General features: G+C 63.2%; 21 protein-coding genes. 19 read left to right on the top strand and 2 right to left on the bottom strand.

What is annotated here, in order from left to right; all coding sequences use genetic code 11:
- Positions 1-197 precede the first annotated feature (197 nt).
- From LZ012_RS15460 to LZ012_RS15430, 7 genes are all read left to right on the top strand, one after another.
- Positions 198-2,081 (top strand): NAD(P)H-dependent oxidoreductase subunit E, encoded by a 1,884-nt coding sequence (locus LZ012_RS15460; protein ID WP_275711787.1) that lies wholly within the window; start codon positions 198-200, stop codon positions 2,079-2,081.
- Positions 2,078-2,779: a 2Fe-2S iron-sulfur cluster-binding protein gene (locus LZ012_RS15455; protein WP_275711722.1), complete on the top strand. Its 702-nt coding sequence runs from the start codon at positions 2,078-2,080 to the stop codon at positions 2,777-2,779. The genes LZ012_RS15460 and LZ012_RS15455 overlap by 4 nt, the downstream gene beginning before the upstream one ends.
- Before the next feature lies 1 nt (position 2,780).
- On the top strand, positions 2,781-3,329 hold the full coding sequence (locus LZ012_RS15450; RefSeq protein WP_275711721.1) for an NADH-quinone oxidoreductase subunit B family protein: 549 nt from the start codon (positions 2,781-2,783) through the stop codon (positions 3,327-3,329).
- A gap of 13 nt (positions 3,330-3,342) precedes the next feature.
- Positions 3,343-4,806, top strand: a complete 1,464-nt coding sequence (locus LZ012_RS15445) for a Ni/Fe hydrogenase subunit alpha (protein WP_275711720.1) — start codon at positions 3,343-3,345, stop codon at positions 4,804-4,806.
- Complete coding sequence (locus LZ012_RS15440) at positions 4,803-5,297, top strand: hydrogenase maturation protease (RefSeq protein WP_275711719.1); 495 nt, start codon at positions 4,803-4,805, stop codon at positions 5,295-5,297. The genes LZ012_RS15445 and LZ012_RS15440 overlap by 4 nt, the downstream gene beginning before the upstream one ends.
- Positions 5,298-5,412: 115 nt before the next feature.
- The gene (msrB, locus tag LZ012_RS15435) at positions 5,413-5,901 is read left to right on the top strand and encodes a peptide-methionine (R)-S-oxide reductase MsrB (protein WP_275711718.1); all 489 of its coding nucleotides are present in this window, start codon (positions 5,413-5,415) and stop codon (positions 5,899-5,901) included.
- 124 nt (positions 5,902-6,025) lie between these two features.
- Positions 6,026-6,736: a hypothetical protein gene (locus LZ012_RS15430; protein ID WP_275711717.1), complete on the top strand. Its 711-nt coding sequence runs from the start codon at positions 6,026-6,028 to the stop codon at positions 6,734-6,736.
- Between the two features lie 54 nt (positions 6,737-6,790).
- On the opposite strand, the gene LZ012_RS15425 is transcribed toward LZ012_RS15430, so the two are convergent.
- Positions 6,791-7,234 (bottom strand): universal stress protein, encoded by a 444-nt coding sequence (locus LZ012_RS15425; RefSeq protein ID WP_275711716.1) that lies wholly within the window; start codon positions 7,232-7,234, stop codon positions 6,791-6,793.
- Positions 7,235-7,319: 85 nt separating this feature from the next.
- On the opposite strand from LZ012_RS15425, the gene LZ012_RS15420 reads away from it, so the two are divergent.
- From LZ012_RS15420 to LZ012_RS15385, 8 genes are all read left to right on the top strand, one after another.
- Positions 7,320-8,732, top strand: a complete 1,413-nt coding sequence (locus LZ012_RS15420; protein ID WP_275711715.1) for an MBL fold metallo-hydrolase RNA specificity domain-containing protein — start codon at positions 7,320-7,322, stop codon at positions 8,730-8,732.
- A 35-nt stretch (positions 8,733-8,767) separates the two neighbouring features.
- Entirely contained in the window at positions 8,768-10,516 is a 1,749-nt protein-coding gene (locus LZ012_RS15415; protein WP_275711714.1) for a PHA/PHB synthase family protein, read from the top strand.
- A 74-nt stretch (positions 10,517-10,590) separates the two neighbouring features.
- Positions 10,591-11,214: a methyl-accepting chemotaxis protein gene (locus LZ012_RS15410; protein ID WP_275711713.1), complete on the top strand. Its 624-nt coding sequence runs from the start codon at positions 10,591-10,593 to the stop codon at positions 11,212-11,214.
- Between the two features lie 52 nt (positions 11,215-11,266).
- Positions 11,267-12,007: an oxygen-binding di-iron domain-containing protein gene (locus LZ012_RS15405; RefSeq protein WP_275711712.1), complete on the top strand. Its 741-nt coding sequence runs from the start codon at positions 11,267-11,269 to the stop codon at positions 12,005-12,007.
- A gap of 89 nt (positions 12,008-12,096) precedes the next feature.
- Entirely contained in the window at positions 12,097-12,543 is a 447-nt protein-coding gene (locus tag LZ012_RS15400; RefSeq protein WP_275711711.1) for a hemerythrin domain-containing protein, read from the top strand.
- Positions 12,540-12,767: a DUF2249 domain-containing protein gene (locus LZ012_RS15395; protein ID WP_275711710.1), complete on the top strand. Its 228-nt coding sequence runs from the start codon at positions 12,540-12,542 to the stop codon at positions 12,765-12,767. The genes LZ012_RS15400 and LZ012_RS15395 overlap by 4 nt, the downstream gene beginning before the upstream one ends.
- 35 nt (positions 12,768-12,802) lie before the next feature.
- Positions 12,803-14,116 carry a hypothetical protein gene (locus tag LZ012_RS15390; protein WP_275711709.1) on the top strand — a complete coding sequence of 438 codons (1,314 nt, stop codon included), beginning with the start codon at positions 12,803-12,805 and terminating at the stop codon, positions 14,114-14,116.
- Positions 14,113-14,493, top strand: a complete 381-nt coding sequence (locus LZ012_RS15385) for a SirB2 family protein (RefSeq protein WP_275711708.1) — start codon at positions 14,113-14,115, stop codon at positions 14,491-14,493. The genes LZ012_RS15390 and LZ012_RS15385 overlap by 4 nt, the downstream gene beginning before the upstream one ends.
- A gap of 34 nt (positions 14,494-14,527) precedes the next feature.
- Here the strand turns inward: LZ012_RS15385 and LZ012_RS15380 are convergent, their stop codons facing one another.
- Positions 14,528-16,513 (bottom strand): sigma-54-dependent Fis family transcriptional regulator, encoded by a 1,986-nt coding sequence (locus tag LZ012_RS15380; protein WP_275711707.1) that lies wholly within the window; start codon positions 16,511-16,513, stop codon positions 14,528-14,530.
- Positions 16,514-16,801: 288 nt separating this feature from the next.
- On the opposite strand from LZ012_RS15380, the gene pedF reads away from it, so the two are divergent.
- The 4 genes from pedF to LZ012_RS15360 are packed head-to-tail and all read left to right on the top strand — an operon-like array spanning position 16,802 to position 19,518.
- Positions 16,802-17,200, top strand: coding sequence for a cytochrome c-550 PedF (gene pedF, locus LZ012_RS15375; RefSeq protein ID WP_275711786.1), 399 nt, complete (start codon positions 16,802-16,804; stop codon positions 17,198-17,200).
- Positions 17,190-18,041 (top strand): substrate-binding periplasmic protein, encoded by an 852-nt coding sequence (locus tag LZ012_RS15370; RefSeq protein WP_275711706.1) that lies wholly within the window; start codon positions 17,190-17,192, stop codon positions 18,039-18,041. Before pedF ends, LZ012_RS15370 begins: the two co-directional genes overlap by 11 nt.
- 8 nt (positions 18,042-18,049) lie before the next feature.
- On the top strand, positions 18,050-18,988 hold the full coding sequence (locus LZ012_RS15365) for a beta-propeller fold lactonase family protein (protein ID WP_275711705.1): 939 nt from the start codon (positions 18,050-18,052) through the stop codon (positions 18,986-18,988).
- Complete coding sequence (locus tag LZ012_RS15360) at positions 18,985-19,518, top strand: cytochrome b (RefSeq protein WP_275711704.1); 534 nt, start codon at positions 18,985-18,987, stop codon at positions 19,516-19,518. Before LZ012_RS15365 ends, LZ012_RS15360 begins: the two co-directional genes overlap by 4 nt.
- Positions 19,519-19,633: the final 115 nt, after the last annotated feature.

The raw sequence follows: 19,633 nt of genomic DNA, 5'->3' as shown, positions 1-19,633 counted from the left end.
CAATCTTTTCTGATACTGCTGATTTGGTGCGCTGCGTTTGATGCTGTACTGCAGCAATATTCTTACATAGGCGGGTTACCGAATGTTTAACCCCGGTGCCTCCCCGTTTGATCTAAGACAAGAAACCATCATGTAGCAGTGCTAGTCTTTCCCTTGTCATACGCCCTTTCCGGGAGGTTGTCGTGGCACTCAATGAAATGCATGCCGAAGCGGTTGCCGGCGTTGTTGATCGGGTCGTGGCGCGTTATCGGCGCGATCCTGCCAATATGGTGCAAATCCTGCGCGAAATTCAGGAGGTTTGCGACTGGATTTCACCGGAAGCCATCGACCGCCTGCAAACGACTCTCGGCGTTCCGCGCACCAAGATCGAAGGCGTTGCCGGTTTCTATTCCTTCTTTTATACCGCGCCGCGCGGCAAGTACCGGGTGTTGTTTTCTGACAACATTACCGACCGCATGCTCGGCAACCGGGCGCTGATGGAGCGCCTGTGCAACAGCCTGTGGGTCGAGCGCGGCAAGGTGTCGGAAGACGGCCTGGTCAGCGTCGGCAAGACGGCCTGTACCGGCATGTGCGACCAGGGTCCGGCGCTGCTGGTCAATAACCTCGCCATCGCCGGCCTGACCGCCGAGCGCATCGACCGGATCGCCGAACTGATCTGCGACAAGGTGCCGCTGGGCGACTGGCCGGCCGAATTTTTCAAGGTCCAGGACAACATCCGACGGGTCGACATCCTGCTCAGCGCCGATTTCCAGCCCGGCGCAGCGCTGCTCGCCGCGCGGGCGCGGGCACCGGATGAAGGGTTGATGGCATCCAACATGCGTTCGTGGCGCGAAGGCCTGCCCAGCGGTATCGGCGGGCCGGTCGCCGTACTCGATGAAATCAAACGGGCTAATCTGCGCGGCCGGGGCGGTGCCGGCTTCATCACCGGCCTGAAATGGGAGGCCTGCCGCAACGCGCCGCTCAAGACCGGCCAGCGGCGCATCGTCGTGTGCAATGCTGATGAAGGCGAGCCGGGTACTTTCAAGGATCGCGTGCTGCTCGCCAAGTACGCCGATCTGGTGGTCGAAGGCATGACCGTGGCGGCCTACGCGGTAGGGGCGACCCAGGGCTTCGTCTATCTGCGCGGCGAGTACCGCTACCTGCTCGACCACCTGAATGCTGTGCTCGCCCGGCGCCGCAGGGAAAAGCTGCTCGGTGAGAACATCCTTGGTATTCCGGGGGCGGATTTCGATATCGAGATCCATGTCGGGGCCGGCGCCTATGTCTGCGGCGAGGAATCGGCGCTTATCGAGTCGCTCGAAGGCAAGCGCGGCACGCCACGCAACCGGCCGCCTTTCCCGGTGACCAACGGCTACCTGGACCAGCCGACCATCGTCAATAACGTCGAGACCTTCGCCGCGGCCGCGATGATCGCGCTGAAGGGCGGCGATTGGTACGCCGGCATCGGTACCAAGCATTCGGCTGGGACCAAGATATTGTCGGTGTCCGGCGATTGCGAGCGGCCGGGCCTCTACGAATACCCCTTCGGCGTCAGCGTGCGCCACGTACTGGCCGATTGCGGGGCCAAGGATCCGCAGGCCGTGCAGGTCAGCGGACCGTCCGGCATCTGTGTCGCCGAAGCCGAGTTCGACCGTATCATAGGCTTCGAGGACATTCCGACCGCCGGGGCCTTCACCGTGTTCGACAAGCGGCGTGACATGTTCGAGGTGGCGCGCAACTACGTGCATTTCTTCCAGCATGAGAGCTGCGGCTTCTGCACGCCGTGCCGGGTCGGCACCTCGCTGCTCAAGAACCTGATGGACAAGCTCCACTACGGCGCCGGTTCGCCCTACGACTTCAGCGAAATCGAAAAGCTCAACCAGCTGCTGCAGTCGATGAGCCATTGCGGCCTCGGCCATACGGCGTGCAATCCTGTGCTCGACACCATCGCCAAGTTCCGCCCGGCCTACGAGAAGCGTATGAATCAGCAGGACTTCACGCCGGCCTTCGACCTCGACCGGGCCCTGGCTGCGGCACGGCAGATGACCGGGCGCGACGATGCCGCAGCGCATTTGAGTTCCGAACACGGAGGTGCAACATGAGCCTGACCTTTACCCTCGACGGCAAGGCCATTCCCTTCACCGAAGGGCAGACCATCATCCAGGCGGCCAGCGCGGCCGGGGTATTCATCCCGCACCTGTGCTACCACCCGGAATTCAAGCCGCACGGCTCGTGCAAGCTGTGCACGGTCAAGGTCAATGGCCGCCATACCGCGTCATGCACCATGCGCGCCGCGGCCGGCATGGTGGTGGAGAGCGATACCGAGGAAATCAACGCCGAACGCCGGGCGCTGACCCAGATGCTGTTCGTCGAGGGTAATCACTTCTGCCCGTCGTGCGAAAAGAGCGGCAACTGTCAGCTACAGGCGACGGCCTACCACCTGGGCATGATGAGTCCGCATTACGACCACTTCTTCCCGAGCCGGCCGGTCGATGCCTCGCACCCGGAAGTGCTGCTCGATTTCAACCGCTGCATCCTGTGCTCGCTGTGCGTGCGGGCCAGCCGCGACGTCGATGGCAAGAACGTCTTCGCGCTGTCCGGGCGCGGCATCCGGACGCACCTGATCGTCAATGCCAAATCCGGTCAACTGGGCGACACCGACTTCACGCTGGCCGACAAGGCGGCCCAGGTCTGCCCGGTCGGCGTCATCCTGAAGAAGCGGCAGGGCTTTGCCGTGCCCATCGGCGAACGCACCTACGACAAGGCGCCGATTGCCGAAACCGTGGCGGAGGGCAAGTGACATGACTGCCAAGAAGAAGCTCAAGGTTGCCACCACCTCGCTGGCCGGTTGTTTTGGCTGCCACATGTCCTTTCTCGACATCGACGAGCGCTTGTTCACATTGCTCGAACACATCGAGTTCGACCGTTCGCCGCTCACCGATATCAAGACCTGTAGCCCGGACTGCGATATCGGCATCATCGAGGGCGGCCTGTGCAATGCCGAGAACGTGCACGTCTTGCGCGAGTTCCGCAAAAACTGCAAAACCCTGATCGCCATCGGCGCCTGCGCCATCAACGGCGGCCTGCCGGCGCAGCGCAATCACTTGCCGCTGACCACCATCCTCGAGGAGGTCTATCACACCAGTCCGGGGCTGGCCAACGGCATGATTCCTAACGATCCGGAACTGCCGCTGCCGCTCGACCAGGTGCATCCCATCCACGAGGTGGTCAAGGTCGATTACTTCATCCCCGGCTGCCCGCCTTCCGGCGACGCGATCTGGAAGGTGCTGACCGATCTGCTGGCCGGCCGCGAGCCCGAACTAGGCCACGGCCTGATGCACTACGATTAACCGAGGTGGCACCATGACCTACCAACTTGAAACTGCCCAACACCCCGAAACCCTGCGCCGTGTCGCCATCGACCCCGTATCGCGCGTCGAGGGCCACGGCAAGGTGACCATCCTGCTCGACGAGCAGAACAAGGTGCATCAGGTGCGGCTGCACATCGTCGAATTCCGCGGCTTCGAGAAATTCATCCAGGGCCGGCCCTACTGGGAAGTGCCGGTCATGGTCCAGCGCCTGTGCGGCATCTGCCCGGTGTCGCACCATCTGGCGGCGTCCAAGGCGTTGGATGTCATCGTCGGCGCCAAGAAACTGACCCCGGCCGCCGAAAAACTGCGCCGCCTGATGCACTACGGCCAGATGCTGCAGTCGCATGCGCTGCACTTCTTCCACCTCTGTTCGCCCGACCTGCTGTTCGGCTTCGACAGCGACGTGACCAAGCGCAACATCGTCGGCGTCGCCATGGAGCATCCGGAAACCGCCAAGCGCGGCGTGCTGCTGCGCAAGTTCGGCCAGGAGGTAATCCGCGTCACGGCCGGCAAGCGGGTGCATGGTACGGGGGCGGTGCCGGGCGGCGTGAACAAGTCGCTGACCGTGGCCGAGCGTGACGAACTGTTGAAGGACATCTACCACATCGTGCAATGGTCGCGCGATGCGGTGCGCCTGATCCAGAAGGTGCATACCCAGGACCCCGGGCTGTACAACAGCTTCGGCATCTTCCGCTCCAATTTCATGTCGCTGGTCGGCCACAGCGGGGACCTCGACTTCTACCACGGCACGCTGCGCGCCCGCGACGATAACGGCAAGCTGATCTTCGACCATCTCGACTACCAGAACTACAACCAGGTCATCGAGGAGGAAGTGCGCTCGTGGAGCTACATGAAGTTCCCGTACATCCGTTCCATCGGCAAGGAACACGGCTGGTACAAGGTCGGCCCGCTGGCCCGGGTGCAGAACTGCAACCAGATTTCTACCCCCTTCGCCGAGCACGAGCGCAAGGAGTTCGTCGACTACGCCGGCGGCTCGCCGCTGCACGCCCCATTGGCCTATCACTGGACGCGGATGATTGAAATGCTGCACGCCGCCGAAGTGATCAAGGAGCTGCTGCACGACGATGATCTGCTGTCCAAGGACCTGATGGTCGAGGGCGAGCACCAGATGGAAGGCGTCGGTGTCATCGAGGCACCGCGCGGCACGCTGTTTCATCATTACCAGGTCGACGAGAACGACATCGTCACCATGGCCAACCTGATCGTATCGACGACCAACAACAACCAGGCGATGAACGAAGCCATCCGCCACGTCGCCCGCCGCTACCTGCACGGCCGCGAAGTGACGGAAGGCCTGCTCAACCACATCGAGGTCGCCATCCGTGCTTTCGACCCCTGCCTGTCCTGCGCTACCCACGCGCTGGGCAAGATGCCGCTGGAGGTCGAGCTGGTCGATGCCGACGGCAGCCCAGTGCACCGCCTGAGCCGCGCATGACGGCCCCCGTGGTTGTTTTCGCCATTGGTAATCCGAGCCGCGGTGACGATGCCATCGGCCCGGAACTGCTCGGCCGTCTACAAAAATGGCTGGAAAAAGAGCAATTGGCCGAGCGGGTCGAACTGATCGAAGACTTCCAACTGAACATCGAACACGCCCTTGACCTGGAAGGCCGGGAACTGGCGCTGTTCATCGATGCCGGCCAAAACACCCCGGCACCTTATGTTTTCGAGCGCATCTTCCCGGCCGCCATCCCCAGCCACTCCACCCACGCCCTGCCGCCGCCAGCCGTGCTGCAGGTCTATCGCCAGACAGAGAGCAGGGAACCACCGCCAGCCTTCGTTCTGTGCGTGCGCGGCGAGCATTTCGAACTGGGCGAAGGCTTGACGGTCGAAGCGCTAGGCCGGGTCGATGTGGCGATGACGTTGCTGGCGAGCTTGATGAAACAGGAGCTGACTTTGGCCGGATGGAGTGCTGCCGCACGGCAATAACGCTGTCAATTGGCCTTCGCCGACATTCAGATGTCGGGACGGCGGCAATTTATGTGATCTCCGGTTGTAACCATTTCCAGCCAGCGTCCGAACTACAGGTCATGGAGGTACTGTCATGAACAGACGGACAATGATTCAGCAAATACTGAATGCAGCGGGAGTCCTGCTCCTGCCGAGTATGGCCCGGCCAGCGCTGGCGGGCGAGGCCATTGGACAAATTGCCAGGAGCGATGCCGAGTGGCGCAAGCGACTTAACCCCGAGCAATACGAAATCCTGCGCCAGGAGGGAACCGAACGTTCCTTCACCAGTGCACTCAACCACGAGAAACGCAAGGGCATGTTCGTCTGCGTCGCCTGCGACCTCGAATTGTTCCCGTCACAATTCAAGTTCGACAGCGGCACCGGCTGGCCGAGCTTTTACGACGTGCTGCCCGGGCATGTCGAATTCAAGACGGACTACAAGCTGGTTGTGCCGCGTACGGAGTATCACTGCGCTCGCTGCGGTGGGCATCATGGCCATGTCTTCAAGGACGGCCCGCCGCCGACCGGTCTGCGCTATTGCAACAACGGCGTTGCGCTTCGCTTTGTTGCCGGCCCGGGCTGAGCCATCGCCATCGACATTAGTGCGACCGAATGGGGATTTATTGATGCGCATCATGGGCGCTGGGCCGGGATGAGCGGATTATCGGTCTCACTTGTTCATCCACAGGGATGTTTTCCAAGTCGACATGTTTTTCCTCAGATATATGCTTGCGGCGACCTCGGTCGCCGCCTTTTTTGGGTCTGCGCAGGCGGTTGAGACGGCCGAACAGCAGTTTGTCGGCCTGGCCGGCCTATCCGCCGATAGTCGCCATGCCAGCGTCGGGCGGCACATCGAGGTCGATGTCGATCTGCCGGGCAGCGCGCTCGATGTCGCGGTGAGCGGCGATCGTGCTCGGGCCCTTTATCGCATGGCCTTCAACCAGATCGCCGAAGGCTGGAGCTGGCAGCCGCTGGCCAATCCGGAGATCGAGGATTACTACCGCTTCAAGTTCCTGCCGCTGCAGTCGGTGGACGTGGAACGCGGTACCTACGAGTTCGAGGACAAGATCGGCACGCCGCAGCAGATGAAGGTGAGCTGGCGCTACGACTATTTCCTCGCCTTCGAGAACCTTTACGATTTCTATGCCCGGGCGGTGGATGACGACGCCGGTTTCTCGGCCGAATTACCGGCCGCTGCCACTGGCCATGTCGGGTTGCGCGCCAAGGCCACGCTGATCGAGCCGGTGATCAGCGAAAGCACGACTTTCTGGAAAGCGACCTACGGGCGCCCGACCGACTTCACGCTGAAAAAGCGCTATCTGGTCGGCCATCTCGACGAAGTCGATTTCATCGATGCCGACAGCGGCAAGCTGCTGTGCCGCATACTGCCCGGACACAATAGCTGTTCGGTCCGCTGAAGGGGACAATAGGCGCAGCCGACGAGGCTGCGCTGCCCCTTCTGGCTCCATTCCCTAGCGATAGACCAGAACCGGCACCTTGGAGTGCGTCAGGACCTTGTTCGTTTCGCTGCCGAGCAGGAATCCGCTGATGCCGCGGCGGCCGTGCGAGGCCATGAAAATCAGGTCGCAGCCGGATTTCTCGGCCGCTTCGATGATCGCTTCGTAGGGAACGTCGCTGACTGCCGATACGGTGGCGCATTCGACGCCCTCGGCGGCGCACAGCTTGGCAACTTCGCCGAGGTATTCGGCGGCCTGTTGATCGGCCAATTCAGCGAACTTTTCCGGGGTGGTCGGGTCGATCAAGGCGCCTTCGCCGAAATAGGCGATGGGATATTCGGGCTTGGCGAAAAAGACGGTGACTTTGGCACCGGCCTCTTTGGCGAAGGAGACAGCGCGTTGCGCGGTGGCACGCGACAATTCCGATCCGTCGGTCGGGACGAAGATATGCTTGAACATTGCGTAACCTCCTGAAATGACCCGCTGGCGTTGCATTCCGCCTTCTTGAGGTTCATGCTACAACCAAGTCGTGAGGAATACAAACATGCGTTTAGTCTTTCTGGGGGCGGCCGGTGAAGTGACCGGTTCCTGCACGCTGGTCGAAACCGGCGATGTCCGATTCCTGGTCGATTGCGGCATGTTTCAGGGAGGCTCGGAGGCCCGCCAGAAGAACCAGCGGGCGCTCGATTTCGGCTTCGACGTACGACGGATCGACTTCGTGCTGCTCACCCACGCCCACATCGACCATTCCGGCCTGTTGCCCCGCCTTGTCATGCTCGGCTACCGCGGGCCGATCTACGCCACGCAGGCGACGATCGATCTGCTCGAAGTACTACTGCCCGACAGCGCCCACATTCAGGAAAAGGAATCGGAGTGGCAACTGCGCCATCGCCACCGGCGGGGCAAGGGCGAGCGCGGCATTCCGGCGCCGCTGTATACCGTGGCGCAGGCCCTGGCCAGTCTCAAGCAACTGCACGCCGTCACCTATGGCCACCAGCTCCGGGCGGCCGAGACGGTCAGCGTCCGTTTCCACGAGGCGGGGCATATCCTCGGTTCGGCCTCGCTCGAGGTGACCGTTACCGGTGAAGGCAAGCCCCGGCGGCTGGTTTTCTCCGGCGATCTCGGCATGGCCAATCGCCCGGTATTGCACGACCCCGAGCCGCCGCCGGCGGAAGCGGATGTCGTGCTGATCGAATCGACCTACGGCGACCGTGCCCACCGTTCGCTGGCCGAAACCGAGGATGAAATCGTCGCGGCCTTCGAGCGGACGCGGGCGGCCGGCGGCAACCTGATCATTCCGGCTTTCGCGGTCGGCCGGACGCAGGAAATCATCTACCTGCTGGTCGATCTGGTCCGCCGCAAGCGGCTGTCGCCGCTCAAGGTCTATGTCGATTCGCCGATGGCCAATGCGGCGACGCGCATCACGCTGGCCCACCCGGATCTTCTCGACGACGAGACGCGCGAATTGCTGCTCTGGTTGCAGACGCATCCGGACCAGGTGAGTATCGAATTCGTGGCTGACGTCGAACGCTCCAAGGCGCTCAACGACATCCGCAGCGGCGCGGTGATCCTGTCGGCCAGCGGCATGTGCGAAGCTGGGCGGATCAAGTACCACTTGCGCGAAAACTTGCCGCGCCGCGAATGTACGGTACTGATCGCCGGTTTTCAGGCGGCCGGCACGCTCGGCCGGCGCCTGGTCGATGGGGCGCGGCTGGTCACTCTGTTCGGCGAACCAGTGCCGGTCCGCGCTCACATCCATACCGTCGGCGGCTTGTCCGCCCACGCCGACCAGGGGGCACTGCTCAGCTGGTTGCGCGGTTTCTGCAAGCCGCCCAAGCGGATTTTCGTCGTCCATGGCGAAGCGGGGGCTGCGGCGAACTTCGCCCGAGCCGTCGGCGAGCAACTGGGCTGGCCGGAGGTGCATCTGCCGCATCCCGGCGAATCATTCACGATGTAATATAACTGACTATAAGGTCATTAAAGGAAGGCATCATGTCCGGTAATTCAAATGGCAAGCACAACAGCGTCGATATCCGCAGCGAGAGCCCGCTCGAGGCTCTGGGCAGCGCGGTCAGCAAGGCTGTCGATCCGTATGGGGTGACCAGCTCGCTACTCGCCGCCCAGATGGCCTGGCTGATGCATCCGCAGGAGCTGGCCCGAGCCGCCAGCGCCCTGTCGGGCGACCTTCTGGCCTTACAGGCCCACGTCATGCGCCGGGCGCTCGGCATGCCGTCCGAGGATGTCATCAAGCCGCACGCCGACGACGCCCGTTTTGCCGATCCGGTATGGACCGAGTCGGCGACCTGGGACATCGTCAAGGAGTGGTACATCGCGCTGACTCACCGCCTCGAGGACATGTTCTTCGAAACGCCGGGGCTGTCCGACCGGGAACGCCGCCGTTCTGCCTTCTGGCTGCGCAAGTGGCTGAACATGGTGGCGCCGACCAATTTCTTCTGGCTCAATCCGGTGGCCATGGAGCGTTTTGTCGAAACCAACGGCGAGAGCTTGCGTCGGGGCTGGGAAAATTTCCTGCGCGACCTGAAGGCCAAGAACATCCTGATGGTCGAGCCGGAAGCCTTCACCGTCGGCGAAGACTTGGCGACGACGCCGGGCAAGGTCGTCTTCCGCAACCGGCTGGTCGAGCTGATTCACTATGCACCGACCACCGACAAGGTGCGGGCCATGCCCATCGTGATCATCACGCCGTGGATCAACAAGTTCTACATCCTCGACCTGACGGCCAAGAAGAGCATGGTCAAGCACCTGACCGATCAGGGGTTTTCGGTCTTCATCACGAGCTGGAAGAACCCGGGCGCCGACATGTCCGGCGTGCGCTTCGACGACTACCTGCTCGAGGGCGTCAATGAAGTGGTGCGCGTCGCTGGCGAATTCTGCAAGCAGCCCAAGGTGCATCTGGTCGGCTACTGCATCGGCGGGACGCTGGTCAGCACCTACATGGCCTGGGCCAACCAGCGTTTCGGCCGGGACAACGTACCGGTTGCGCACTGGACGCTGTTTACCACGTTGACCGATTTTGCCCATCCCGGCGACATCGACGTCTTCATCGACGAGGCCAGCATCGGCGCCCTGGAGGAATCGATGGCCAAGAAGGGCTATCTGGACGGCGGCGAGATGGCGAGTTCCTTCCGCCTGCTGCGTTCCAACCCGCTGATCTGGCACTACTGGGAACACAGCTACCTGCTCGGCGAGCCGCTCCCCGCTTTCGACGTGCTGTTCTGGAACATGGACACGACGCGCATGCCGCAGGCCATGCACGCCTATTACCTGCGCGAGTTCTACCTGAACAACAACCTGATCAAACGTGACAAGCTGACCATCGCCGGCGAAGCCATCGACCTCGATAACATCGTCCAGCCGCTCTATGCGGTGACCGCCGAGGACGACCACATCGCGCCATGGAAACAGTGCTACCGCATCCGCAAGTACATCAACGTCGAGGCGCCGGTGCGCTTCGTGCTGTCCACCTCGGGCCATATCCTGGGCATCGTCAACCCGCCGGCCAATCCGCCCAAGCGGGCCTACTGGATCGGCGAGCCGGCACGCAACGAGCATTGGGAGCACTGGTTCGAGCGTGCCGAGAAGCGTTCCGGAACGTGGTGGGAAGATTGGACGGCCTGGCTCGGTGAGCGGACTGGCGAACTGGTCGAGGCGTATCCGGCGGCCAACCGCAAATTCCCGTCGCTGGCCGGCGCCCCGGGGACCTACGTGCTGGAAAAGTAGGTTGGTGTTCAGGCTGGTCGGCGCCGGCCTGACTTGGTACATTGCCGGCTGCCGAGGACAAACGCAGGACAACCATGACGACAGCGCTGGCGACGACCGGGGACAAGACGCCGCCAGCGGGCGCCGACCTGTTGCGTATCGTGGGCATCAATGAAGAGATCAAGGCGGTCGTCACGGTCGCCTTCAAGATCAATATTATGGCCCTCAACGCCATCTTCCTGGCCAAGCGGGCCGGCGCCGCGGCCCGTGGTTTCGGCGTGCTGTCCAACGAATTGCGGGTGTTTTCGCAGGACTTGCGCGACTGCATGGCGGCGTTGAACGGGCTGATCTACGGCTGTGTCGGCGAGGTTTCCCGCATGCTGCAGGATATTCGTCAGACTCGCCTGCTGCGCCAGGCCGCCGAGATGTCGCCGGGGGCTCAGTTGGGAGCGGTTCTTGCCGCCCGGCAAGTCAAGAACGACCGGCATGCCGAAAGCCTGACCCGCCAGCGCAAGCAGCTCAAGAGGGTGCTCGACGACGCTTTCCGCCTGGTCGAGCTGGGCGGCGTGCTGGCCAAGTCGGCCAAGATTGAGGCGGCTTACGGCCAGTCGTTCGCCGTGCCGCTGGCCCAGGTGTCCGGCGAGTTCGACGGCATTGTGGAGGAAATCCGCACCTCGCTGGAGTCCTTGCGCCGTTCGCCCTTTTTTACCGGGAAATAGGGAAATAGCGACACGGGCGTAGGGAAACCGGAGTAGATGCGGGAGTGGATGCGTGAAAAAAACCAAGACGATCTTTCAGGACGGCAATCACAAATGGATCGTTATCGTTCGCGATCCGGCGAAACCGGATTACCTGATCGATACCAACGAATACCTGGTCACCCATGATGGCAAGGGCCTGCTGCTCGATCCAGGCGGCGCCGAGATTTTCCCCGCCGTTTTTTCGGCCCTGTCGGCGGAATTCGACCCGACGGCGCTGGCCGGCATCTTCGCCTCGCACCAGGACCCCGACACCTGCTCGTCGCTAGCCCTGTGGCTGGAGTTCAACCCGGCCATGCGCTGCTACGTCAGCTGGCTGTGGAGCGGCTTCATTCCGCATTTCGGCGGCAGCGCCGAGACCTTCGTCAGCCTGCCAGACGAGGGGGGCGATATTTCGCTCGACGGCCTGATGCTGCGTGCCGTCCCGGCGCATTACCTGCATTCGTCCGGCAATTTCAATCTCTACGACAAGATCGCCCGGGTGATGTTTTCCGGCGACATCGGGGCGGCGCTGCTGCCGCCGGGCGAGGACGCCTTGTTCGTCGACAATTTCGACCGCCACATCCGTCATGCCGAGGCCTTCCACAAACGCTGGATGGGCTCGAACGAAGCCAAGCGCCGCTGGTGCGAACGGGTCTCGCAGATGGATATCGACATGCTGTGCCCGCAGCACGGGGCGATCTATCAGGGGGCCGATGTCCAGCGCTTCATCAACTGGTTCGACGAATTGCAGGTCGGCGTTGCCGGCGACTGATTGTGTGCGGATTTGACCGTGGTCAAGGTGTGCATTCGCGGCAAGCCCCGAGAATGTTGAACACAGAACACATACCCAAGAGAGCTGTCATGACCACAATACGTACTTTCATGAGCGACGACCATCGTCGCTGCGATGACTACTTCGCCGAGGCCGAGCAGGCGCTGGGCAACAAGAATCTGGAAGCGGCGCGCGCCGCCTTCGGGCATTTCCGTACGGCCTTGCGGGCCCATCTCGAATGCGAGGAAAAAACCCTGTTCCCAACCTTCGAAGCCAAGACCGGCATGACCATGGGGCCGACCCAGGTCATGCGCATGGAGCACGAGCAGATGCGTGCCCTGCTCGACGAGGCCCTGGGCGCCCTCGAAGCCGGCGATACCGACGAATATCTTGGTATTGCGGAAAGCCTGCTGATCATGATGCAGCAGCACAACATGAAGGAGGAGAATATCCTCTACCCGATGTGCGACCAACACCTGTGGGCCGAATTGCCGGCCGTTCTAGAGCGCCTTGAAACGGAGCTGTGCCCGGAATGACTCATCCCAAGACCCCCCATGTCATCGATGCCCGCTACATGGAGCCGCCTGGCCCCTTCGTGGCGACCATGGAAATGCTCGATACCATCGCGGTCGGCGAGAAGATGCTGCTCCTGCTCTTCCGTGAGCCGCACCCGCTGTACAAGGTGTTGCGCCAGAACGGTCACGCTTTCGAAACCGAAATGTTGCCCGACGGTACCTTTGAAATCCTGATCACGCGCTGACCGGGCGCCTGTCCGGTTTCAGCCTCGGCTCTGTCATGCTGTCCTTTGAAAACGCGCCGCCTTTTGCTGCGCCCCTGCGCTTCTTCCTGACGGCGCCGTTCTTTGCCGTCCTTGCCGGCCTGCTGGTGGCCTGGGAAGGCCCGGGCGTGTTCGGCTCGCGCTGGATGCCGGGCACCCTGGCCGCCACCCATCTGATCACCGTCGGCTTCATGTTGCAGGTCATGCTCGGGGCCATGATCCAGATCCTGCCGGTGGTCGCCGGTGCCGGTCTGTCCCGGCCGCTGGCCGTGGCCCGCATCGTCCATGTCGGCCTGACCGCCGGTGTCCTGTTGCTGGCTACCGGTTTTCTGGTCGGTGCGCCGTGGCTGCTGAGCAGCGCGGCGCTGGTGCTTGGCACGACGGTAGCCCTGTTCCTGCTCTCCACGCTGCCCCGCTTGCTCGGCGTGCCGTCGACCAGTCCGACCATCCGCGGTCTCAAACTGGCTCTGTTCGGACTGACCGGGGTGGTCAGCCTCGGTGTGCTGATGGCACTGGCGCTGGCGCACGGCTGGGCCTTGCCGCTAGCCGCGCTGGTCGATCTGCACGCCGGCTGGGGACTGGGCGGCTGGGCCGGCGTCCTGCTCGCCGCCATGGCCTATGTCGTGGTGCCGATGTTCCAGCTTACGCCGGGCTATCCGGCGCGGCCGAGCTGGTGGTTCCCGGTGTCCATGCTCGTCCTGCTGCTGTTGTGGAGCGTTGCCGTGCTCGCCGATCAGGTCTGGCTGGTCCGTCTCAGCCAGGGGCTGGCCGCCGTCGTCGGCCTCGCCTTCTGCGGGCTGACCATGCGCCTGCAGGGCAAGCGGCGCCGGGCGCGGGCCGATGCCACCTATCGTTACTGGCAGTTGGGCCTGGGGGCAGGCGTCGTCGCCTTGCTGATGCTGGTGGTTGCTTCCGTATGGCCGGCAGCCGGCGAACTCGCCGGATGGACGCTCGCCTTCGGTATCCTGATCGTCGCTGGCGGCTTTCTGCCCTTCATCACCGGCATGCTGTACAAGATCGTCGCCTTCATGTCCTGGATGAATCTGCAGAACTACGGCCAGGCCAAGGTACCGGCCCCGGCCATGAACAAGATCCTGCCTGACGCCGATGCTGACCGCCAGATGCTGGCCTACGGCGCTGCCCTGGTCCTGCTGCTGGGAGCCGTGGTTGTCCCGGACTGGCTGGCCCGGCCGGCTGGTTTGGCCTTTGCCCTGGCCAACGGCTGGCTGTGGTGGAACGTGATCGGCGCCGCCCGGCGCTATCGCCAGGCGCAGGCCGATATGGCCGAGAAATTGGCGAAAAAGCTGGCCGGGACGGCTGCGCCCGGATGAGCTACCTGGCGCTCAAACATCTGCATGTGACCTGCGTCGTGCTCAGCGGCCTGGGCTTCTCCCTGCGCGGCTGGTGGATGCTGCGCGAGTCGCCGCTGCGCCAGCATCGGCTGACCCGCGTGCTGCCCCATCTCATCGATAGCTTGCTGCTCGGCAGCGCGCTGAGCATGGCCTGGCTGAGCGGCCAGTATCCCTTCGTCAATGGCTGGCTGACCGCCAAGCTGTTTGGCCTGATCGCCTACATCGGGCTTGGCATGATGGCGCTCAAGCGCGGTCGGACCAAGGCGATCCGCACCCGCTACTTCGGGCTGGCGCTGCTCGCCTATGCCTATATCGTCAGCGTGGCGCTGACGCGCAATCCCCTCGTTCTGTTTTGACTTCGCACCGCCGCGCCGCAGCGGTGCAGTCGGCTTACATGCGCCCCAGTTTGCGATACAGCGTGTTGCGGCTGATGCCGAGCTGGCGGGCGGCCGACGAGATATTGCCGCCGGCAGCTTCCAGCGCCCGCATCGCCGCCTGACGGCTGATCGCATCCAGGCTGTTGGCCCCCTCGAGCGGCGCTGCCGCCCACGGGTCGTAGTTCGGCGCGCTGGCGCTCGGCGTCAGCGGCGAGGTCTCGAACAGTTCTTCCGGCAGATGGGTCTCGGTAATCAGCGTTTCGTCGTCGTCGAGCAGCGCGATGGCCACCCGGATGACGTTGAACAGCTGGCGGATGTTGCCCGGCCAGGCATAGCCTTCGATCGCCTGCAGCGCCCCTTCCGAGAAGCGGACCGGGTTGCTGCGCGACGCCGTTTCGGCGGCGGCCAGCTTGGCTACCATGATGCGGATGTCGGTCCGCTCGCGCAGGGCGGGCAGGGTGACGCTCATGCCGTTCAGGCGATAGTAGAGATCCTCGCGGAAAGTGCCACGGGCGACCTCCTCACGCAATTTGCGGTGGGTGGCGCAGACCAGCGAGATGTCGACCTGGATGGAGCGCGTGCTGCCCAGCGGCGTCACGCAGCGTTCCTGCAACACGCGCAGCAGGCGGGCCTGCAGGTTAAGCGGCATGTCGCCGATTTCGTCGAGGAACAGGGTGCCCCCGTGAGCCTGTTGGATCTTGCCGGGGGCGCCTTCCTTGCGGGCGCCGGTAAAGGCGCCGCCCTGGTAGCCGAACAGTTCGGACTCGATCAGGGTTTCCGGGATCGACGCGCAGTTCAGTGCGACGAAGGGGGCGTCATGGCGGGGGCCGCTGTTATGGAAGGCCTTGGCGAACATTTCCTTGCCGGCCCCCGATTCGCCCTGGATCAGGATGGGAATGTCACGGCCGAGCATGCGCCGGGCACGTTCGATGGCCGCCTGCAGGCGCGTATCGCCGGTGTTCAGCGTATCGAGGGTCAGGGTCGGTGCGCTGCCGCCATCGGGGCGGCGGAGCGGCCGGGGAGCCGCCGGTTCGTCGAAGACGCGGCCGGCCACGGTGAGCGGCGGCAACTGCCCGCGCAGCTGGACGTGGAAGGCCTTGCCATTGACGCTGATTTCGCAAGTCGCTTGCGGGTTGTGGCGCAGGCGGTCGACCAGTGTAGCCAGATTGCTTTCGAAGACCATCGAAAAGTCGCGGCGCACGGCATCGACCTGGCGGATGCCGAGCAGTTCAGTCCCGTTGCGGTTGATGGCGAGGACCTGACCGTCCGGTGACACGGCGGCGATGCCTTCCTTCGGGCTGCCCAGGTAATCGGCACGGCCGTGGAAGCAGACGAGGATATCGCGGGCGTGCACCGATTCGAACAGGCGCTTTTCGACGATGGCCGACGACAGGCGGACCAGTCCCAGCGTATGGCGCTGGTGGCTGCGGTAGTCGCCGGAAATGTCGAGAACGCCAATTAGGCGGCCGTCCGGCCCGAAAATCGGGCTGGCGCAGCAGGTCAGGAAGCCGTTGTGTTCGAGAAAGTGCTCGCCGCCGAACACGGCGACCGGGGCTTCTTCGGAGAGGGCGGTGCCGATGGCATTGGTGCCGCGCTGGTTTTCATCCCATGAAGCGCCGGCGAGCAGGGCGACGCGGTCGGCCCGGCTGACGAAGTCTGGGTCGCCGACGGTTTCCAGGAGCAGGCCGTTGGCGTCGGCCAGGATGACCATGCTGCCCGATTCGCGAATCTGCTCGAAGACATGCTCCATGATCGGTCGGCCCTGCACCAGCAGGTAACGGTTGCGATCTTGTTCGGTTTTGAGCGCGACGCGATCCATTGCGTCCATTACGGGAGCGTAACTCGTGTCGTCCAGGCCGAACCGCCGGCAGCGCTCCCATGAGCGCAGGATCATCGGGTCGACGAGACCGTCCGGCAGGGTGCCCTGATCGAAGAACAGCTGTCGTGCCTGTTGCAGCCGCTGGTCGTGCTCGTCGGCCAGCAATTGTATTTGTCCCATCGCTCCTCCGGATGCTCCAGATTTTTATTGTATTGTTCCAAAACGTAACACCTGCCCTGTTTATTAGCAACGTGGTGAGCAGTGCGTACTTTCTTTGAGCAAGTGGCGTGCCACACGTTCAGTAATTTGTCCATTTTGTCCGATTTTCACTATAAGGTGCGATAAAAAATGCTTTTCTCGCATTGCCGGTTGCCTGGCACAGGGTTTGCAGAAGACTAGGCACAACGGCAGTAACCTGACCTCAATCAAGGAGACATTGTGAAACACGCTTCCCGTACCTTCTGCGCCATCGCCGCAGCCCTGTTCATCGGCGTCGCCGCACCCCAGGTTTTCGCCCACGGCGACGTCGTGCCGCAAGCCGTCGATACGACCGGCCTGAAGAATCTCGGTGCTGATTTCCTGCCGAGCAACCCGTACCGCAAGGACAAGACGGCGATCCGCATCGGCGATTCCGCCTTCAACCAGAACTGCGCCCGCTGCCACGGACTGGGCGCCATTTCCGGCGGCATCGCCCCGGACCTGCGCTACCTGCCGCTCGGCGACGAAGGCGACGAAGTCTTCCTGCAGCGTATCCGTCGTGGTTCCGTGCGCGACGGCCGTGTTTACATGCCGCCGTTCGAAGGCACCCTGTCGCAGGAAGCGATGTGGGCCATCCGTACCTGGCTGGAAACCGTTCATGAAGAATAATCGCCGTCTCTGGCTGAAGGCCTGTGCCGCACTGCCCATGGCCTTTGCCCTGCCGGCTTCGGCTCAGGACGCCTTGGCCACGGTTCGCCAGAAGGGTCGTCTGCGCGTGGCGGTCTACAATGACTTCCCGCCCTACGCGATGGCTGGCGGCAAGGGCATCGACGCCGACATCGCCCGCGCCATCGCCGCCAAGCTGGGGGTGACGGCCGAGATCGTCGGCTACAACGCCGACGAGGATATGAACGACGACCTGCGCAACATGGTCTGGAAGGGGCATTACCTCGGTACGCCGCCGTCGGACGTGATGATGCACGTGCCGGTCGACGAGTATCTGGCCCGTTCCAATGACAAGGTCCGCATCTTCGGCGCCTATCATCGCGAAACCCTTGCCCTGGCGCGCAATCCGGAGCGTATTCCGAAGGCGCCGTCCGGCTCGGCAGCGGTGGCGCTGGAAATCTTTACCCGCGAGAAGGTCGGGGTCGAGACCACGTCGCTGGCTGATTCCTTCCTGCTCTCCGTGCTCAATGGCCGCCTGCGCGACAATGTCGTGCATTTCAAGACGGTGGCGGAAGCCGGCAAGGCCCTGGTCGACGGCAAGGTTTCCGCCGTGCTCGGCCAGCGTGCCGAAGTGGAAGCCGCGTTGCAAGGGCAGAGCAAGGTCGTCATCGATACGCCGCATTTTCCCGAACTGAAAATGGACGGCTGGGCGGTGGGCATGGCGGTCAAGGTCGAGGATCAGTCGCTGGCCGAAGCCATCGGCGCCGCCTTGGCCGAACTCAAGAACGACGGTAGCATTGCCGCAATCTTCAAGCGTCACGGCATTTCCCACCAACCCGTCTGAGAGCCTTCATGCGACTCTATTCCCTGCTTGGAGCGGCCTTGCTGGCTGCCTTCGGTGGACCGGCCTTGGCCGGTCCGCTGGCCTATGTGCCCAATGAAAAGTCCGCTACGGTCAGCGTAATCGATACGGCTACCGACCAGCGCTTGCGTGATTTGCCGCTGGGCGAACGGCCGCGCGGTGTTGCCGCCGGAGAAGGGCGCCTCTATCTGACCGACGGCAAGACGGGCAACCTGCTGATTGTCGATACGGTGGCCGGCAAGCTGTTGAAATCGGTGCGGGTCGGCGATTCGCCGGAAGGCGTCAGCCTGTCGCCGGACGGCAAGCAACTGGCCGTGGCGGTCGAGGACGACAACAGTGTCGCCCTGCTGGCGGCCGCTGACGGGCGTCAGCAGGCGCGTATCAAGGTGCAGGGCAAGAACCCGGAGCATGCGGTGTTCAGCCCGGATGGTCGCTGGCTCTATGTCAGCGCCGAGGAAGCCGAGCAGGTTGATGTGATCGATCTCAAGGTCCGCAAGCAGGTGGGCAGCATTCCGGTCGGCAAGCGGCCGCGCGGTATCGGCTTTCTGCCCGACGGCAGCCGGGCCTATGTGGCGAGCGAGCTGGCCGGCAAAGTCTATGTGATCGATGTGCAGCGCCGCAGCGTGCTTACCGAAATCGCGGCTGGGCAGTATCCGAACGGGATCGCCGTGCAGCCTGACGGCAAGCGGGTCTTCGTCTCCAATGGCCGCGATCCGTCGGTGATGGCCATTGACGTGGCGAGCAACAACATCGTTGCCACCATCGAAGTCGGCAAGCGGCCGTGGAACATGGCCATTACGCCGGACGGCGGCAAGCTCTATGTCGCCAACGGCCGTTCCGGCACCGTGTCGGTGATCGATACCGCCGACCTGAAGAAAACCGCCGATATCGAAGTCGGCGAACTGCCGTGGGGAGTGAGCATCCGATGAGTGCGCAGCGCTATTCCGCGCCGGCGATGGTGCTCCACTGGGTGCAGGCGGCCATCGTCATCTGGTTGCTTTGGCTCGGCTGGACGATGATCGATCTGCCCAAGGGCGCGGAACGCAGCGCGGCCTACGGCTTGCACAAGTCGCTCGGCCTGCTCACCCTGCTGCTCCTGGCCGTGCGCCTGCTGTGGCGGGCCGGACGTCCGGCCCTGGCGCCGCTGTCGACCGGCACCGAGGCGCGGCTGGCCACGGCAGTGCACCACCTGCTCTATGTTTTCCTGCTCTTCGCGCCGCTCGCCGGTTTCCTGGCATCGTCGTTCACCCAGTATCCGGTGAAGTTCTTCGGCCTGGAGATGCCCCGCCTGGGCTGGCCGGACGAGGGCTTGAACGCTACTTTCAAGCTGCTGCATGTCGTTTTTGTCTGGGGTGGCGCAGCGTTGATCGGCCTGCATGTGGCCGGTGCCATCAAGCATGCCTTGTTGCGCGACGGAACGCTGTCCCGTATGTTGCCCTGGGGTGTGCTTCAGAAGTGAGCAGTGTGCTCCATTATGGAGCACAGTTGCTGCGCCGAAAGGGATGGTCGGCTTGCCGACTCTCCCTCTTCATAGGCCAATGGGCGGTTACCGAGCGAAATTTCTGCGATATCCG

The sequence above is a fragment of the Dechloromonas hankyongensis genome, assembly GCF_022012295.1.
GTDB lineage: Bacteria > Pseudomonadota > Gammaproteobacteria > Burkholderiales > Rhodocyclaceae > Azonexus > Azonexus hankyongensis.
This window is presented reverse-complemented; position numbering and strand designations above follow the sequence as displayed.